This window comes from uncultured Deefgea sp., from assembly GCF_947072475.1.
Lineage (GTDB): Bacteria > Pseudomonadota > Gammaproteobacteria > Burkholderiales > Chitinibacteraceae > Deefgea.
This window is the reverse complement of sequence record NZ_CAMTIA010000058.1, coordinates 1-17,403: the sequence shown is the minus strand read 5'-3', so window position 1 is coordinate 17,403 and position 17,403 is coordinate 1. Positions and strand designations below refer to the sequence as shown.

Here is a 17,403-nt window from a genome sequence, read left to right as displayed (position 1 = left end):
GGTTCGGCTTGGGCGGGTAGTAAATTTTTAACAAAAACGCCATTACCGGTTCGAATATCGACCCAGCCTAAGATCTCCAAAACGATTAAAGCTTCACGTACTGATGAGCGACTCACGCCCAGTTGCTGCGATAAATCCCGCTCGGCAGGTAGCGCTTGTCCGGCGATGAACTTGCCTTCTTTTATTTGTTCAATCAATAGCTTAGAGATTTTTTGGTACAGTCGTTCTGCTTTAATAATAGGTAAAGGCATTTACTTCTCCGTCGCGCGAATGCTTTGGCTGCTCCTGATGGAGTCGGCGCCACTGTATCGATAAAACAAGTGGGATCCACTAGAGGATATCCCTTACTTGCGGTGAATGTTCGAATCATTATAATCGATTTTATCAAAAATTGGTCTGACCACTAGGCCATCAGGCTATTTAAAGGAGTGCAGTAATGAAGATGACTTTTCGTTGGTACGGCGCAAGCGATCCGGTTTCTCTGGAATATATTCGTCAGATTCCTGGCATGGATGGCATTGTTTCTGCGGTGTACGACATTCCGGTTGGCGAAGTTTGGCCGGTGGAAAATATTCAAAAGCTCAAGCAAACCATCGAGTCGCATGGCCTTAAATTTGAAGTGATCGAAAGCGTGCCGGTGCACGAAGACATTAAATTGGGTAAACCGAGCCGCGATCGTTTGATTGCCAATTACGCCCAAACATTACGCAATCTGGCGCAGTGCGGATTAAAAGTGGTTTGCTACAACTTTATGCCGGTGTTTGATTGGACTCGCACTACGCTCAGTATGCCTTTGCCCGATGGCTCAAATACTTTGGCGTTTAGCATGGCCGAAGTCGCTCAAATCGATCCAGACCAAGGGATTTCTTTACCCGGTTGGGATAGCAGCTATAGCCCGGCTGAGCTCAAAGCGCTGTTGGCGGAATACGCTTCCATTGATGAAGAAACTTTGTGGGCACATTTGAGCTACTTCTTGCACGGCATTATTCCTGCGGCTAGCGAAGCGGGCATCAAAATGGCGATGCATCCTGATGATCCACCGCGTCCGATTTTTGGCTTGCCGCGCATTATTAAAAACCGCGCTGACTTGCAACGCTTATTGGCGATTATCGATACGCCAGCCAATGGTTTAACGCTGTGCTCAGGCTCTTTAGGCGCGGATTGCAATAACGATATTGTTGAATTAGTTCGCGAATTTGCCGGTCGTGGCCGAATTCATTTTGCGCATTTACGTAATGTTAAAGTCAATGCCGCAGGCGATTTTCACGAAACCAGCCACAAATCGAGCGATGGCTCTTTAGATATGGGGCAAATTGTTCGCGCTTATTTTGAGGCGGGTTTTGAAGGCTATGTGCGTCCAGACCATGGCCGAATGATTTGGGGCGAAACCGGCAAACCGGGTTATGGCTTATATGATCGCGCCTTGGGTGCGGTGTATTTGAATGGCTTATGGGAAGGGATTGAGAAAGCCAAACAGGAGCAAGCACAATGAAATTGCCATTTGAAATTGACTTAAACAATAAAGTTGCGGTCGTCACCGGCGGCGCGGGTGTGTTATGCGCTGAATTGGCGGCCGCCTTGGCCAAAAATGGCGCAAAAATCGCCATTTTGGATTTGAACCCAGTGGCTGCAGAAGCGGCGGCGCAGCAAATGCGTGATTTGGGTGCGATGGCGATTGGGATTGCATGCAATGTGTTGCAGCGTGAATCGCTCGATGCTGCGGCAGCGCGGGTGTTGGCTGAGTTAGGCCCTTGTGATTTATTGCTGAACGGCGCAGGCGGCAATCATCCTAAAGGCACCACCGGGCAAGAGTATTTGGATGTTGATCGTTTGGACGACCCAGAATTGACTAGCTTTTTTGATCTAGATCCCGCTGGCGTTGAGTTCGTGTTTAACCTCAATTTCCTCGGTACTTTGCTGCCAACACAAGTGTTTGCGCGGCAAATGCTGGGCCGTACCGGTTGCAGCATTATCAACATTTCTTCGATGAGTGCATTTTGCCCATTGACCAAAATCCCAGCGTATAGCGCCGCCAAAGCGGCGGTGAGTAATTTTACGCAATGGCTAGCAGTGCATTTTAGCAAAGCCGGTATTCGGGTGAATGCCTTGGCGCCGGGCTTCTTTTTGACGCAGCAAAATCACAAATTATTGATTGATGAACACAGCGGTGAATTCACTGCTCGCGCGCAAAAAATCATTCAGCAAACCCCGATGGGCCGTTTTGGCGAATCGCATGAATTGGTCGGTACTTTGCTCTGGCTCGCCAGCGAAGAAGCGTCTGGTTTTGTCAATGGCACGGTGATTGCCATTGATGGCGGCTTCTCGGCGTATTCAGGCGTTTAAATTCTCCTAGCTATCCTCGGCTTCAGCAGCGTCATCCCCGAGTGCTTTCATCGGGGATCCAGCGGCACAAACTGGATTCCCGCCTTCGCGGGAATGACGATTAAATAGGTTTTTTCGGTTTGCTGAAGCAGAGACGTAATCAGATAATTTTCTGCGATACATCATGGTGGTATTTGGATGCAGGCTAATTTAAATATGACTCACATCTAAATACCCTGTGATTAAAGTTTGAAATTGTAAATATTATGGTTTTGTTGTGTGAGTAAGGTTTGAGATCATCGCGGTCAGCTTGGCGCAGAGCGCGCCCGGCACGATGTAGCAACGATTCGCGTTGCGCTTACTTGGCAATAAACCCATGCAAGGCATTGATCTGGCATACAGCGGGTCAGTGGCAAAAGGACAGCATGATGAAATCATTTATGGATCAGGATTTTTTGCTCGATACCGGCGTTGCCCAGCAGCTTTATCACGAAATCGCTGCCGATTTACCGATTATTGACTACCACTCGCACCTGCCACCCGATGAAATCGCCAACCGAAAGTCTTGGCGCAATATGACCGAACTTTGGCTAGGTGGTGATCATTATAAATGGCGCTTAATGCGTAGCGCTGGGATTGATGAGTCACTCATTACTGGTAACGCATCTGATGAAGCCAAATTTAACGCCTTTTGTTCAGTCTTGCCGCAAGCGATTGGCAATCCAATTTATCATTGGTCGCATTTAGAATTACGCCGTATTTTTGGGATTGATACCCTAATTAATGCCAAAAATGCCCCGCAACTCTGGACTGACATTAATCAAAAACTAGCGCAGATGGATAGCTGGTCGATGCTTAAACAAGCTAATGTTGAAATCGCCTGTACCACCGATGATCCTGCTGATGATTTGCTTGACCATCAACGCATTGCCAATTCGTCTTTAACCACCCGCGTATTACCGGCATTTCGCCCGGATAAAGCCATGCGAATTAATGACGCTGGATTTATCGATTATTTGGCCAAACTCAGCCAATGCAGTGGGGTTGAAATCCATTCATTTAAACAATTAATTACGGCACTGGCGCAGCGAATTGAGTTTTTCCATTTGCAAGGCGCACGAATTAGCGATCATGCCGTCGATTTAGCTTTGCCGCATCAAATCATCAGTGATGCCGAGTTAGAGGTGATTTTCCAGCAGCGTTTAGCCGGTCAACTGCTATCACCCGCCGCGCAATCGCAATATCTATTTGCCATTTTGGCGCAATTGGCCCCGCATTACGCCGCCCAGCAATGGACGATGTGTTTACACATTGGTGCGCAGCGCAATAATAATCAACGCCAATTAATTCGCCTCGGTGCCGATACCGGTTATGACGCGATTTCTGGTATGGATGTTTCATTGGGTTTGGCGCATTTGCTCGATACGCTCGATGCGCAGCAATGCCTGCCTAAAACCATGCTGTTTTGTTTAAATCCCAATTTAAATGAAGTGCTATCGACTTTAATGGGCTGTTATCAAGATGGCTCGATGGCCGGCAAAGTGCAGTTTGGCCCAGCCTGGTGGTTTAACGATCATAAAGAAGGCAATTTGCAGCAATTTATTACCTTGGCCAATCACGGCGTATTTGGTGCATTTGTCGGTATGGTGACCGATTCACGTAGTTTTGCTTCTTACCCACGACATGATTATTTCCGCCGCTTATTGTGCCGCCAAGTCGGCGCTTGGGTGGAATCTGGCGAATATCCACACGACGAAGAGGCATTAAGCCAAATTATTCGTGGTGTATGTTATGACAACGCCAAAAAATATTTCTCATTATAAAAAAAGTCAATCGCCTGCGATAGATCACTAAGAAAAATTAAATGCGGGCTCGATTGCTGGTTTAGGTTTTAGTTATTTAGATAGTTGGAATGGTTTTCTTTAATTAAGGGTGTAATTCAATCATGAAAAAAACATTATTAAGTAAAATGATCGCCTCTGCTGTTATTTTGGGTTTTATTTCTGCGCCAGCAATGTCGGCAGTGAGAATGAAATTAAGTCACAACCAAAGTGTTCAGCATCCAGTTCATGTCTCGATGAAGTATTTTGCCGATCGCGCCAAAGTCCTTTCTAACGGCGATGTGCAGATTCGGATTTATCCAGATGGCTCATTAGGCGATCAAAAAGATTCATTAGAGCAAGTACAAAATGGCGCGATTGCTTTGGCAAAATCCAATGCTTCTGAGCTAGAATCATTCCATAAACCATATAGTGTATTTAACTACCCCTATATTTTTAACGATAGCAATCACTTTTACAAAGTATTGTTTAGCCCGATTGGTAAAGATATTTTAGCGTCTTCAGCATCTAAAGGCTTTATCGGGATTGCTTATTACGATGGTGGTGCGCGTAGTTTTTATGCTAAAAAACCAATTAAATCACCCGCCGATTTAAAAGGCATGAAGATCCGCGTGCAGCCAAGTAAAACGGCGATTGAAATGCTCACCGTCATGGGGGCTAATCCAACGCCATTGTCATTTGGTGAGCTATATACCTCATTGCAACAAGGGGTGGTCGATGGTGCAGAAAATAACCCACCTTCATTTACCTTAAACCGCCATAGCGAAGTGGCTAAGTTTTTTAGTTTAGATGAACACACCATGGTGCCCGATGTCTTGGTGATGTCGACTAAAGTTTGGAATAAATTATCGGATTCAAATAAAAAAGCCATTTTGCAAGCGGCTGAAGAATCAACCAATAAAATGCGCACGCTATGGACAGCCAGCGAAAAGCTTGAATTAGAAAAAGCCAAAAAAATGGGGGTGAGTATAGTTGCTGTGGATAAAAAACCATTCCAAGATGCAGTGAAGCCTATTTTTGATAAGCTCAAAGTGAGTGACCCAACAACTTATGAGCAAATTGAAAAAATCCGCGCCTTAGGTCGTTAATTTAATAGCGAAGCCAATTGGGGATGAAGCACAAATACTTTAGATAATAGATTAAGTATTTGTGCTTTTTTTTCGTCTATTGCTGGATGTAATTAATTACATTTGGCGGTCTTAAATTCTAATTATTTCTTTGTTTTATCGCAATAATTGCAATGCATAAATCGTTGATGATTGTGTGTCGAGAGTTAATTGTCTCTTGATAAATTGTTTTGTCATTAAGTCGTACAAAGGTTATCTAAAAACGTGCGCGTTACGATGAGCTCGATACAGAGACGGGTAATGCCAAGATAAGGTTGTACGGCCGATTGTAAATATATTTATAAGTGGTTAAGGATAATATTATGGAATTGATTAAACGCTGCTTGGATTTTGTTTTATCCAGATTGATTATTTTTCTATTTTCAGTATTGCTCATTTGTATTGTTTGGCAAGTGTTGGCGCGTTGGATGGGGGTGAATAGTACTTTTACCGATGAGGGCGCCCGATTTATTTTTATTTGGGTGGGTTTGTTTGGTGCTTCTTTGGCGCATGGACAAAAACGGCATTTGGCGATTGATTTATTAACCAGCCGTTTAACGGGGCGTCGCAAAGTATGGTCTGATCGACTGATTCATTGCTTGGTAATTGTTTTTGCTGTTTCGGTGATGGTGATGGGTGGGTATATGGCCATGCTCAATACCCAAGGTCAAGTGTCTAGTGCGATGCATATCCCGATGTGGTTTATCTATTTAGCGATTCCCCTCAATGGTTTAGCCATTACTTTTTATAGCTTGCATGATTTACTGCAAGCGATGAAAACGCCACAGTTACAAGGAGCATAATCATGGATTGGTTTGCGCTGTCGGTTTTATTTGGGATGTTTTTTGTATTGATTTTCTTGGGTTTGCCCGTTTCATTTGCCATTGGTTTGTCATCAATTGCCACTTTGGTGTTTGCTGCGGATATTCCGCTCACGTCGGGTTTGATGACCATGGCGCAAAAAATGGCGTCGGGTTTAGATAGCTTTGGCTTATTGGCAATTCCATTTTTTATTTTGGCGGGCAATATTATGAATCGCGGCGGTTTGGCGATTCGTTTGATTAATTTTGCCAAAGTGCTAGGTGGCCGTTTACCCGGTCCTTTACTGCATTGCAATGTACTGGCCAATATGATGTTTGGTGCATTGTCCGGATCGGCCGTAGCGTCCGCCGCCGCAGTGGGTGGGGTGATGGCACCACTACAAAAAAAAGAAGGTTATGATCCGGCGCTCTCAGCAGCGGTGAATATCGCTTCTGCGCCAGTGGGCTTACTGATTCCGCCTTCCAATACCTTTATTGTGTATTCCTTAGTCTCTGGTGGTACTTCGGTTGCGGCGCTGTTTTTAGCCGGTTATTTGCCGGGTATTTTGTGGGGCGGTGCTTTGATGTTGATTGCCGGTTTAATCGCTAAAAAACGCGGTTATGTGGCCGATCAAAAACCAACTTTAAAAGACTTTATTTTTTACGGCAAAGCGGCGATTCCTTCTTTAATGCTGATTATCATCATTATGGGCGGCATTTTGTCGGGTCTTTGCACGCCGACTGAAGCTTCGGCGATTGCGGTGGTGTATTGCTTGGCGCTGACTTTTTTATACCGCGATTTAAGCCTTAAAGATTTACCAAGCATTATTTTGGAATCGGCCTTGGTGACTTCGATTGTGATGCTATTGATTGGCGTTTCAATGGGGATGAGTTATGCGATGGTGTTTACCGATATTCCAGCGACGATTAGCGATGGTTTATTGGCGATCTCGGATAATCCAATCATCATTTTATTAATTATCAATTTGGTGTTTTTGGTGGTCGGTTTCTTTATGGATATGACGCCAGCGATTTTGATTTTTACGCCGATTTTTTACCCGATTGCCGTGCTTGAATTGGGCATGAATCCGATTCATTTCGGGGTGATGATGACCTTTAATCTGTGCTTAGGGATTTGCACGCCACCCGTGGGGAGCTCGCTCTTTATTGGTTGTTCGGTGGCTAAAGTATCGATTGAAAAAGTCATTAAGCCTTTATTGCCTTTATACGGCGCGATTGCCGTGGCGTTGTTGTTGGTGATTTTTGTGCCAGAAATTTCAATGTTTATTCCTAATTTGTTCGGTTACGAATAATTCAACGATAGGTCTACTGCGGCGTGCGGCTTGCCGCCGCCGGAGTGATTTAACATATAAAAGACCTATAGATATACCCACCTTATTTTTATAGCAAGACACTAACGCTTGCTTGATTAACACCGCATATTTGACGGCGATTGAAGTGCCGTCGATTTGAATGGAAGTGATCTCATCATGAATAAAACAGCACAAGGTATCGCTTTAATCGGCGAATGTATGATCGAACTGCGCCGCGAACCCGCGCATTTAAATTATCGCTTTGGTGGTGATACCCTCAATACGGCGATTTATTTGGCGCGCCAGCTCGATGCGGCGTTTGAAGTGCGTTATGTCACGGCTTTAGGCGTGGATGGCTTTAGCCATGAAATGATTCAAGCTTGGCAAGGCGAGCAAATTTGTACCGATTGGGTATTGCAAGATCAGTGCCGACTGCCCGGCATGTATTTGATTGAAACTGAAGACAATGGCGAGCGGCATTTTCATTACTGGCGCAGTGATTCGGCGGCTAAATATTGGTTGCAGCATCCGGCAGCGCCGAGCGTGCTGGCTGATTTGGCGCAGTGCCGCATGATTTATTTGTCAGGCATTAGTTTGGCGATTTTAAGTGCGGCTGATCGTGCTGTTTTGTTGGTTGAGCTGCAAAAAGCCAAGGCCGCCGGTAGCCAAATTGTGTTTGATAATAACTATCGCCAGCGCTTGTGGGAAAGCCGTGAAGTGGCGCAAGCCAATTACCGCGCTATTTTGCAATTGGCCGATATTGCCTTGTTAACGCTAGACGATGAAGTGGCGCTGTATGGCGAAGAATCAGTAGAAGCGGTGATTGCGCGAGCTCAAGCGTGCGGCGTGACTGAGGTGGTGATTAAGCGCGGCGGTAGTGCGTGTATTGTCGCCACCGCAGACATGCAAATTGAAATTTCAGCCGAGCCCGTCACTAAAGTGGTGGATACCACGGCGGCGGGGGACTCATTTGCTGCTGGCTATTTGGCGGCACGTTTGCAAGGGATGGATTATCCATCGGCGGCGATGCAGGCGCATCGTTTGGCAGGGATTGTGATTCAGCACCCGGGCGCGATTATTCCGCGTGAAAATATGCCGATCGCGACGATTGCGGCTTAAGTTTAAACCGCTGGCTGAAGTCTTGCGTTCAGCAAGCCAACGATGTTGTAGATGATGTTGTAGGGTCGGCTTTAGCCGACGATTCAAGCTATGCGCTCGCTTGAAAGTGGGTTCACAAAAATCGGCTAAAGCAGGGCCATAATCAAAAAAAGCCTTATCCCGATGGACTCGGGATAAGGCTTTGTTTTAAGTATGATCAGCGCTAAGTGTGATCAGCGCTAAGGGCGATCACAACGCTTTAGTGCGCGTCGACCCAGAAAAACTTAAGCGCAAATAAGCCGGCCACAATCCATGAGCAAGGGTGGATTTCACGCCAGCGGCCGGTGCCGGTTTTCATTACGCAATAGGCAATAAAGCCCATTGCTACGCCCTCGGTAATCGAAAACGTAAACGGCATCATCACGGCAGCAATAAAAGATGGTACGGCTTCGGTGAGGTCTTCCCAATTGACTTTGGCCAATTCAGAGCACATCAACACGCCGACAAAAATCATTGCGCCAGCTGCGGCATACGCCGGAACCATGGCTGCCAGTGGCGAGAAAAACACCGCCAGTAAAAATAACACCCCAACGACAATTGCCGTTAAACCGGTGCGGCCACCCACTGCTACGCCCGAAGTGCTCTCGATATACGCCGATGTGGCCGAAGTGCCGAGCACCGCGCCACTGATTGAGCTAATGCTATCAACCACCATTGCTTGCTTCATGCGTGGGAAGCGGCCTTGCTCATCAACCATATTGGCGCGAGTGGTTACGCCAATTAAAGTGCCTGATGAATCAAATAAATTAACCAGCAAGAATGAAAAAATCACCCCTGCCAAAGCAATGTCGAGCGAGCCCATTAAATCGAGCTGGCCTAGCACGGGCGACATGCTTGGCGGCATTGCCACCACGCCTTTAAAGCTCACGTCGCCCAAAAAGTAACCCAAGGCGGTCGTGACCGCAATCGAGATCAAAACGGCAGAATGAATGCCTTTTTGCGCGCAGATACAAATAATAAAAAAGCCCAAGGCCCCCAAAATACACGGGATCGACGCTAAATTACCCACGGCGACCATCGTCGCTGGATTGGCGACCACGATGCCAGTATTTTGTAAGCCAATCAAGGCAATCAACAAGCCAATCCCAGCGGTAATCCCGACGCGCAGACTATGTGGGATGTTAACCACCAGCCAGTAACGTACGCGAAAAAGTGTCAGGATTAGCATACCGAGCGCGCCCCAAAAAATCGTGCCCATACCGATTTGCCACGAATAGCCCATACCGGTGACGACCACAAAAGCAAAAAAGGCATTCAGCCCCATCGCTGGCGCAATGGCAATCGGTAGATTGGCAACGGCACCCATCAAAATACAGCTCAGCCCGGTGACCACGCAGGTGGCAACAAACACCGCTTGCGGATCCATTCCCGCGTTCGACAAGATTTGCGGATTAACAAAAATGATATACACCATCGTTAAAAAGGTGGTGACCCCAGCGATGAACTCGGTTTTGGCATCAGAGCCATGGCGCTGTAGTTTAAAAAAACGCTCGAGTAAACTCGTCGGCTCGGCGGGAGAGGGCGCTTGATTCATGGGGTTCTCAAAATAAAAACTAAAAATAAAATACGTCGTTAATCGACGATTTCGTGCGTCGTGCTCCATCGTGCCGCACTGGCGATACAGCTTAAGTATGTGCGGGAACGATAGAATTGCAGACGTGTTTAATAGACAATTTTAAAGCAATCTGCAGCTAAAGGCTGTATTGAGCATTTACATCGAAGGGGCTTGCAATTTGTGAGCGCGGTTTTTTTGCTTTGATTGGGGCCGATGCAACGTTAAATGACGCTGTTCTCTGTCACGCTCAAGTCTGCTGTTTGGCTGGGAAAATCGCAAATATTGGACTTGGAGTCGCATTTCGTTGGCGCGCAGTGTGAATCTTATTTAAATCTTCAGCGCTAACCCTTCCCCTTACACCGTATTCGGGCTAAAGTTACGCGGTTTTTGCCATTCGTCTAATCAAGGTTTTTATTATGCTCGCTATCATCGAGGCCGCAGGCTGGCCCATCTGGCTGATTATCGCTGCTTCTATTGCAACGGTGACCATTATTATTGAGCGTTTGCTGTCCTTACGTAAAACATTGGTGTTGCCGCAAGGTACTTTGGCCAAAGTGGTGCAAGAGTATCGTAGCCAAGGCGTTACGGCAGAAAGTTTGAATAAATTGTCAGCGTCTAGCCCCTTGGGCAAGGTGTTGGCGTCGGGCTTGAAAAACGTCAAAAGCTCGCGCGAAATCATGAAAGAATCAATCGAAGAAACCGGTAGCGCCGTTGCCCATGATTTAAATCGCTATTTATCGACTTTAGGTACGCTGGCTGCGGTAACGCCGCTGTTGGGTTTATTTGGTACCGTTATCGGGATGATCGAGATTTTTGGTTCGCAAGCCCCAAGTGGCGCCGGTAACCCAGCCGCTTTGGCACACGGGATTTCGATTGCGCTGTATAACACCGCCTTCGGGATTATCGTTGCCGTGCCAGCGTTGATGTTTTATCGCTATTTTGCCAGTAAGGTCGATGACTTTATTGTTGAGATGGAGCAGCAGGCGATTAAGTTGGTTGAGATTGTCCACGGCGAACGCCACTAATAAAAAAAACGGCTGCAAAGGCCAAATACTGCGTCACAAAGCGGGCTCGAAATCCTCATTTACATGAGTAAATTCCGGTTTCTCTCCAGCTTTGTTTCTTGTCTTTGACCTTTTCGCTCGTTTTTCGCTTCTCATCATGAAGAAGGCAAAACCTTATGAAATTCAATAAAGGCCGTCGTGGCCGCATCGATCCGGAAATCAACTTTATTCCCTTGATCGACGTGCTGTTGGTGATTTTGATTTTCTTAATGGCAACCACCACGTATTCCAAGTTTGCCGAGCTGAAAATCAACCTGCCAACGGCCGACGCCGTGAAGCAAGAAGAACAACCGCAATCGATTCAAGTTGGCATTTCGGGTAATGGGCAATTAATGATTAATGGCCAACCCGCGCAATTTAATAGCCCCGACGATTTCGCCGTACAACTGCGCCGCGCCGCTGGCAGCAACGCCGAGCCGATGATCGTCATCAACGCCGACGCGCAAACCAGCCACCAAAACGTCGTCAACGTCATGGAAGCGGCAAGAGTCGCCGGTTACGGCAAGCTGACATTTGCCACACAGACCAGTGGGCAGAAGTGATTGAGTTGATATTTGAAAACGGCGCTTAGGCGCCGTTTTCTTTTTCGTTTCGGGATTATTTAGAGCGTAGTGCAATAGCAGTCAATCAATGGTGCGTTAATGGATAGAGATAAATTTAAGCCGGAGTTTGATTTTGTTTATCAGAAACGTGTTTGGCAATGCCCTACATGTGATAGTGGGTACTTAATCCCAAAAGAGATTGATCTGAAGTTTATTGAAAATGCAGAAACAGTCAATTATCGAGATTGTGAAGCATTTGAGTATGATTGGATATCGTATGTTTTTCATGGACAAATTAAATGTAATCTTTGCCCTGAAATAGTCATTGTTTCTGGAGTAGCCAAAATTGAGAGAGATCAATCTCCTGATTGGCCTGAAGTTGATAAAATGATTGAGTATAAAGAGTTGTCGCCGAAATTCTTTCTGCCGGCCATGCCAATAATTGACTTGTCAAGATTTGAGTCTGTACCTGCCAATTTCGCTTTCGAAATTAAAAACTCATTTTCATTATATTGGTGCAATCCAGCTGCATGTATCAACAGCATTCGTTCTGCAATTGAAGTATTACTTGACTATTATTCCGTAAAAAAGAATGAATCTAACGGCAACTTAATTTCTCTTGGGAGTCGCCTTAAAGATTTTAAAAACACAGAGCCTGACAAAGCAAAAATTCTTGATGCAATTAGATGGTTAGGAAATTCTGGTTCGCATGAGCCAAATAGCTTCAGACATTCTGATGCGCTGGATGGATACGAAATCTTAGAGCATTTTCTTGAAAAATTTTTTCCTAAGCCGAAATGTGATCATTTTATTAAAACAAGAATTGAGGCTATTAATAGCGCTAAAGGCCCTGTTAGAGATTAGTGCAAATCAAAGGGGGCAGACTCGATTGATTTCTAGTTTTCCGTGGAATCAATCGAGTCTGACTCCTTTGATTTCTGATTTTGAGTAATAAGTAGGGTGTGCAAATCTTGATTTGCGCACGCGGATACGCCGTATAGATCGGTGCTGAATTGGCGGGTTACGCCTTCGGCTAACCCGCCCTACGTTGGTGATGTATTTTCTTGTGGCTATTGATTGGTAAGGCTTTGCGGGCAATACATCGGTTTTTTGTAATGTTCAGATTGTGTGTTGATGCTGCTTATAGCATCGCAGCATTCCCTCTCCCTTGATGGGAGAGGGTTAGGGTGAGGGTGGTACGATGGCGTGTAGCGCAACGTCCCCATCCCAGCTTTCCTCCGTCAAGGGGGCATCGCGTCACTCAAGCCGTGTAGCGTGGCTTGGGTTTTTAATCTGCGCTGATGCGCTGTTGTTTTTTCTGAATCCAATTGGCGGGGTACGCGGCTAACCCGCCCTACGATGATGTGTTTATGAATATTGAATCTTTTCTCAACCGAATTTGGTATGGCCGCTTAACGATTTGGGCGGTTTTGCTGTGGCCGCTTTCCATGCTGTTTGCGCTACTGGCTAAGCTTAATGCGCTGCTGTTTCAATTCAAAATCAAACCATCAACACGCTTACCGGTGCCGGTGGTGGTGGTGGGTAATATCACGGTTGGCGGTACGGGTAAAACGCCGTTGACGATTTATCTGGCGCAACAATTGACGCAACTGGGTTGGCAGGTCGGGATTATTTCTCGCGGCTATGCGCGCTCTGGCGATGATCGCCATACGCCGCTGGCGGTGACGGTAGAGAGCGATCCGGCGGTGGTGGGCGATGAGCCGCTGCTGTTGGCGCGGGCAAGCAAGGTGCCGGTGTTTGTGGCAAGGCAGCGCGCGAGCGCGGGGCTGGCGTTGTTGGCGGCGCATCCAGAGGTGAATGTATTGCTGTGTGATGATGGTTTGCAGCATTACGCTTTGGCGCGCGATATTGAGCTGTGTGTGATTGATGCTGCGCGCGGTTTAGGTAATGGTTTACGTTTGCCCGCTGGGCCGCTGCGCGAACCGCGTAGCCGCTTAGGGCAAGTTTCGGCGGTGGTATTGAATGGTAGGCCAGATGTGGATTTGCTTAGCGAGCTATACCCGCCGCAGTTTGTGATGCAATTAGTGGCGAGTGCTTGCTATCAATTACACCACCCCGAGATTAAGCGCCACGCGGCGGATTTTGCTGGTGAATCGCTGACGGCGATGGTGGGGATGGGTAATCCTGCGCGTTTTTTTGCGACGCTGCGCGGTTTGAATTACCATTTTAATGAGCAAGCCATGCCCGATCATCATGCTTTTTGCGCTGCCGATTTGCCCGCTAGCGGCGCGATGATCGTTACGGAAAAGGACGCGGTGAAGCTCGCTGCCTTAAATTTAATGGCAGACGGTGATAGAATCTGGGTCTTGCCAGTGACCGCGCAGATTGAACCGAATCTGGCGCAATGGCTGCAAGCTACTTTATCTGCAATTACGGAGTATCAAAATGGACGCTAAGCTACTGGAAATTCTAGTGAGCCCAGTTTCAAAAGGCCCTTTGATTTACGATAAGGCCAAGCAAGAGTTGATCTCCAAAGCAGATCGTTTGGCATTCCCGATTAAAGACGGTATCCCCGTGATGCTGGTGAGCGAAGCGCGTGAACTTAGCCCAGAAGAGTTTGAATAATGAGCTTTGTGGCGATTATTCCGGCGCGGCTCAATTCTACGCGCTTGCCCAATAAGCCTTTGGCCGATATTGGCGGCAAACCGATGGTGGTGCGGGTGGTTGAGCAAGCTTTGCGCTCAAATGCATCCATGGTGGTGGTCGCTGCCGATGCAATGCCGATTCAAGACGCGGTGATGGCAGCGGGCTACGCCTCGTTGTTAACGCGCGCTGATCATGCCTCTGGTACGGATCGCTTGGCCGAGGCGGTGGATCGTTTGGCATTACCCGATGACGCCATTGTGGTCAATGTGCAAGGCGATGAGCCTTTGATTGATCCAGAGCTGATCAATGCCGTGGCCGCAGCGCTGATGGCTAATCCAAGCTGGGCGATGGCGACGGCCAGCCACCCGATTACCGATGCGGAAGAGTTTTTTAATCCCAATGCGGTGAAAGTGGTTTGTGATGCACAGCAAAAAGCGCTGTATTTTAGCCGCGCGCCGATGCCATGGCATCGCGATGCTTTTGCTGCCGACAATGAAGATGCCGACTGGGTATTGCCTGCCAATCTAGGTGCACAAAGACATATCGGCCTATACGCCTATAGAGCGGGCTTTTTGCGCCAGTACCGCGATTTAGCCGTATCGCCGCTCGAGCAAGTTGAGGCGCTAGAGCAATTGCGCGTGCTGTGGCATGGCTTTGCCATTGGGGTGCATATTGCCAGTAGCGCGCCAGCCGCTGGGGTCGATACCCCTGAAGATCTAGCGCGAGTGCGCGCAATTGTTGCCCAGCAGGGCTAATCAGCGAGGTGGATATGCAGATTGTGGCTATGTACGCAGCATTACTGTGCCTGCTGTATCTGTATTTGACCTTTCGCGTGATTAAGCTGCGGCGAAAATATCGTGTCGTTCTCGGCGATCAGCAGCAACCTGAGCTCAATCGGGCGATTCGGGCGCATGCTAATTTTGCGGAATACGTGCCGTTCTGCGTGCTGTTGTTGTTTTTACTCGAAATGCAAAATGCGCCGCATTTATTATTACAAGGCTTGGGTTTGGCTTTATTATTAGGCCGAATCTTGCATGCTTATGCGATTAGTCAGCTTAAAGAGCAGCTTAAATTTCGGGTTGCCGGAATGATGCTCACTTTGATGACCATGCTGATTGCTGCGCTGGCTTTGTTATTTAATACCTTGTTTTAATTATAAAAAATATTCTATTTGCCTTGAGCACTACTGAGTATTCGTACTTTCAAACCACTAGGAAAACACCATGCGATTAATTCTTTTGGGCGCGCCAGGCGCTGGTAAAGGGACACAGGCGAACTTTATCCGCGAACAATTTGGCATTCCACAAATCTCGACTGGCGACATGCTGCGCGCTGCGGTGAAAGCAGGCACGCCCTTAGGGCTAGAAGCAAAAGCCATTATGGATGCCGGCGGTTTGGTGCGTGACGATATTATTATTGGTCTGGTTAAAGAGCGCATTGCGCAAGCCGATTGCGCCAATGGTTTCTTGTTTGATGGCTTTCCACGCACGATTCCACAAGCTGAAGCGATGATCGCTGCCGGTGTAGATATTGATTATGTGGTTGAAATCGACGTGCCAGACGCAAACATCGTTGACCGCATGGCCGGCCGCCGTGTGCACATGGCTTCGGGCCGCACTTTCCATATCAAATACAATCCACCGAAAGTGGAAGGTATTGATGATGAAACTGGCGAGCCTTTGGTGCAGCGTGATGACGATAAAGAAGACGTGGTGTTAAAGCGTTTGGGCGTTTATCACGAGCAAACTGAAGTCTTGGTTGATTTTTATGGCAAATTGGCCGCTTCTGGTCATGGCAATGCACCGAAATACATCAAAATCGATGGCACGCAAGCGGTTGATGTGGTGCGTGAACAAACGCTCAAAGCGTTGGCCGCATAAGCCGTATTGATTTTGCCGGGCTAAATACCAAAAACCACTTTCTATGAAAGTGGTTTTTTATGCCTAATGAAAGTGCCTTTGGACGGTGCTTAGTTTTTTTGGGCTGATGCCTTCAAGCGAGCCATACGCAATCAAAACGGGCGCGTAGCAGGGTGCTTAATCGTATTGGCGCGGGGCAAATTGCACGGTGAGGTCTTTGCTGGCTTTGCGCGCCAAGCGACTATTTTTGCCCAGTAGTAATTTAAGTTGCCAGATTTTCTCCAGGCGCAATGCTTTGCTTGGCTTGAGGTACATGGCGTTGATTACTTGCTTGCCGGCGTGCAAAGCGTCGGGAGATTGTTGGCATAAACGCTCGGCCATTTCAGTGGCGGCGGTTAATGGCGTCTCGGTGACCGTGCTAATTAAACCCAGTATCTTGGCCTCGGTGCCCGTCAAAATTCGCCCAGTAAAGGTGAGTTCTTTGGCGATATCACTGGCGACTAATCCGCGCAGCGTTTGTGTAATGCCCATATCGGGCACCAGTCCCCAGCGGCTCTCCATGATGGATAGTTGACAATCTGGCGTGGATATTCGAAAGTCAGCCGCTAAAGCCAGCTGCATGCCCGCGCCAAAACAATGTCCATGCAAAACGGCGATGACCGGAAACGGTAGCGTTTGCCAGATTAAGAAGGCTTTTTGAAAGACGCTTTGCCCCGGCTTTATTAGTTGCCACATCGCAAACCAGCGATTTTTAGATTGATTTAAATCGTTCAAATCGATTCCAGCGCTAAAAGACTCCCCTTGCCCCATCAGAATGACGCAGCGAATTTGTTTGTTTTTTTTGAGTAGCTTGGCGGTAGCAATTAAATCCATCAATAACGAAAAAGGCATTGCATTGCGTTTTTCTGGACGATTGAGTGATACATAGGCAATGGGGCCTTTGATCTCTAAGAGTAAATTAGGCATGCGATGACTCTTTGATAATGGGCGCATTTGCGCCAGTTTGGCGGGTTGGCTTGGTCGGCGTGTTTGCGTATTTCTTTGCTCAAAGATTGTGCCAGACAACGCGAAGTTAGAAGTAAAAACAGTTGTTTGAAACGCATTGGCGTCGTCATTTATGCGACGGTATGCTATTTAGGGGGAGATGGGCGCTCGTTTTTCTATTGGCGGTAGGTGTTTTCATTGGCGGATTCAACTAGTAAGTGCAACGGCGATGCAGGTCACTAAATGGGTGAA

18 protein-coding genes are annotated in these 17,403 nt (G+C 47.3%); 15 read left to right on the top strand and 3 right to left on the bottom strand.

The window, feature by feature from the left end:
• The coding region (locus tag Q0V82_RS14290) for a FadR/GntR family transcriptional regulator (protein ID WP_297576836.1) at window positions 1–251 on the bottom strand (251 nt) is incomplete at its 3' end.
• Between the two features lie 185 nt (window positions 252–436).
• Here Q0V82_RS14290 and uxuA point away from each other — a divergent pair.
• The 7 genes from uxuA (at window position 437) to Q0V82_RS14255 (ending at window position 8,501) form a co-directional block, all read left to right on the top strand.
• The gene (gene uxuA / locus Q0V82_RS14285) at window positions 437–1,492 is read left to right on the top strand and encodes a mannonate dehydratase (protein WP_297576835.1); all 1,056 of its coding nucleotides are present in this window, start codon (window positions 437–439) and stop codon (window positions 1,490–1,492) included.
• Window positions 1,489–2,343, top strand: coding sequence for an SDR family oxidoreductase (locus Q0V82_RS14280; protein ID WP_297576834.1), 855 nt, complete (start codon window positions 1,489–1,491; stop codon window positions 2,341–2,343). The genes uxuA and Q0V82_RS14280 overlap by 4 nt, the downstream gene beginning before the upstream one ends.
• A gap of 404 nt (window positions 2,344–2,747) precedes the next feature.
• The gene (gene uxaC, locus Q0V82_RS14275) at window positions 2,748–4,145 is read left to right on the top strand and encodes a glucuronate isomerase (RefSeq protein WP_297576833.1); all 1,398 of its coding nucleotides are present in this window, start codon (window positions 2,748–2,750) and stop codon (window positions 4,143–4,145) included.
• 122 nt (window positions 4,146–4,267) lie between these two features.
• Window positions 4,268–5,251, top strand: coding sequence for a TRAP transporter substrate-binding protein (locus Q0V82_RS14270; RefSeq protein WP_297576832.1), 984 nt, complete (start codon window positions 4,268–4,270; stop codon window positions 5,249–5,251).
• Window positions 5,252–5,592: 341 nt separating this feature from the next.
• Window positions 5,593–6,072, top strand: a complete 480-nt coding sequence (locus Q0V82_RS14265; protein ID WP_297576831.1) for a TRAP transporter small permease — start codon at window positions 5,593–5,595, stop codon at window positions 6,070–6,072.
• A gap of 2 nt (window positions 6,073–6,074) precedes the next feature.
• Window positions 6,075–7,382, top strand: coding sequence for a TRAP transporter large permease (locus Q0V82_RS14260; protein WP_297576830.1), 1,308 nt, complete (start codon window positions 6,075–6,077; stop codon window positions 7,380–7,382).
• Window positions 7,383–7,559: 177 nt separating this feature from the next.
• Window positions 7,560–8,501, top strand: coding sequence for a sugar kinase (locus tag Q0V82_RS14255; protein WP_297576829.1), 942 nt, complete (start codon window positions 7,560–7,562; stop codon window positions 8,499–8,501).
• Window positions 8,502–8,739: 238 nt separating this feature from the next.
• Here Q0V82_RS14255 and Q0V82_RS14250 read toward each other — a convergent pair whose 3' ends face one another.
• On the bottom strand, window positions 8,740–10,074 hold the full coding sequence (locus Q0V82_RS14250) for an NCS2 family permease (protein ID WP_297576828.1): 1,335 nt from the start codon (window positions 10,072–10,074) through the stop codon (window positions 8,740–8,742).
• A 437-nt stretch (window positions 10,075–10,511) separates the two neighbouring features.
• On the opposite strand from Q0V82_RS14250, the gene Q0V82_RS14245 reads away from it, so the two are divergent.
• The 8 genes from Q0V82_RS14245 (at window position 10,512) to adk (ending at window position 16,188) form a co-directional block, all read left to right on the top strand.
• Window positions 10,512–11,120 (top strand): MotA/TolQ/ExbB proton channel family protein, encoded by a 609-nt coding sequence (locus Q0V82_RS14245; RefSeq protein WP_297576827.1) that lies wholly within the window; start codon window positions 10,512–10,514, stop codon window positions 11,118–11,120.
• 155 nt (window positions 11,121–11,275) lie between these two features.
• Entirely contained in the window at window positions 11,276–11,701 is a 426-nt protein-coding gene (locus tag Q0V82_RS14240; RefSeq protein ID WP_173534436.1) for a biopolymer transporter ExbD, read from the top strand.
• Between the two features lie 99 nt (window positions 11,702–11,800).
• Window positions 11,801–12,565 carry a DUF4145 domain-containing protein gene (locus tag Q0V82_RS14235; RefSeq protein WP_297576826.1) on the top strand — a complete coding sequence of 255 codons (765 nt, stop codon included), beginning with the start codon at window positions 11,801–11,803 and terminating at the stop codon, window positions 12,563–12,565.
• A 506-nt stretch (window positions 12,566–13,071) separates the two neighbouring features.
• Complete coding sequence (gene lpxK, locus Q0V82_RS14230; RefSeq protein WP_297576825.1) at window positions 13,072–14,118, top strand: tetraacyldisaccharide 4'-kinase; 1,047 nt, start codon at window positions 13,072–13,074, stop codon at window positions 14,116–14,118.
• Window positions 14,108–14,287 (top strand): Trm112 family protein, encoded by a 180-nt coding sequence (locus Q0V82_RS14225; RefSeq protein ID WP_173534433.1) that lies wholly within the window; start codon window positions 14,108–14,110, stop codon window positions 14,285–14,287. Before lpxK ends, Q0V82_RS14225 begins: the two co-directional genes overlap by 11 nt.
• Window positions 14,284–15,063, top strand: a complete 780-nt coding sequence (kdsB, locus tag Q0V82_RS14220) for a 3-deoxy-manno-octulosonate cytidylyltransferase (RefSeq protein ID WP_297576837.1) — start codon at window positions 14,284–14,286, stop codon at window positions 15,061–15,063. The genes Q0V82_RS14225 and kdsB overlap by 4 nt, the downstream gene beginning before the upstream one ends.
• Before the next feature lie 14 nt (window positions 15,064–15,077).
• Window positions 15,078–15,461 (top strand): MAPEG family protein, encoded by a 384-nt coding sequence (locus tag Q0V82_RS14215; protein WP_297576824.1) that lies wholly within the window; start codon window positions 15,078–15,080, stop codon window positions 15,459–15,461.
• A gap of 70 nt (window positions 15,462–15,531) precedes the next feature.
• Window positions 15,532–16,188: an adenylate kinase gene (gene adk, locus Q0V82_RS14210; RefSeq protein WP_297576823.1), complete on the top strand. Its 657-nt coding sequence runs from the start codon at window positions 15,532–15,534 to the stop codon at window positions 16,186–16,188.
• A 156-nt stretch (window positions 16,189–16,344) separates the two neighbouring features.
• Here the strand turns inward: adk and Q0V82_RS14205 are convergent, their stop codons facing one another.
• A complete protein-coding gene (locus Q0V82_RS14205) occupies window positions 16,345–17,133 on the bottom strand; it encodes a crotonase/enoyl-CoA hydratase family protein (RefSeq protein WP_297576822.1) in 789 nt (262 codons plus the stop codon).
• Between the last annotated feature and the right edge of the window lie 270 nt (window positions 17,134–17,403).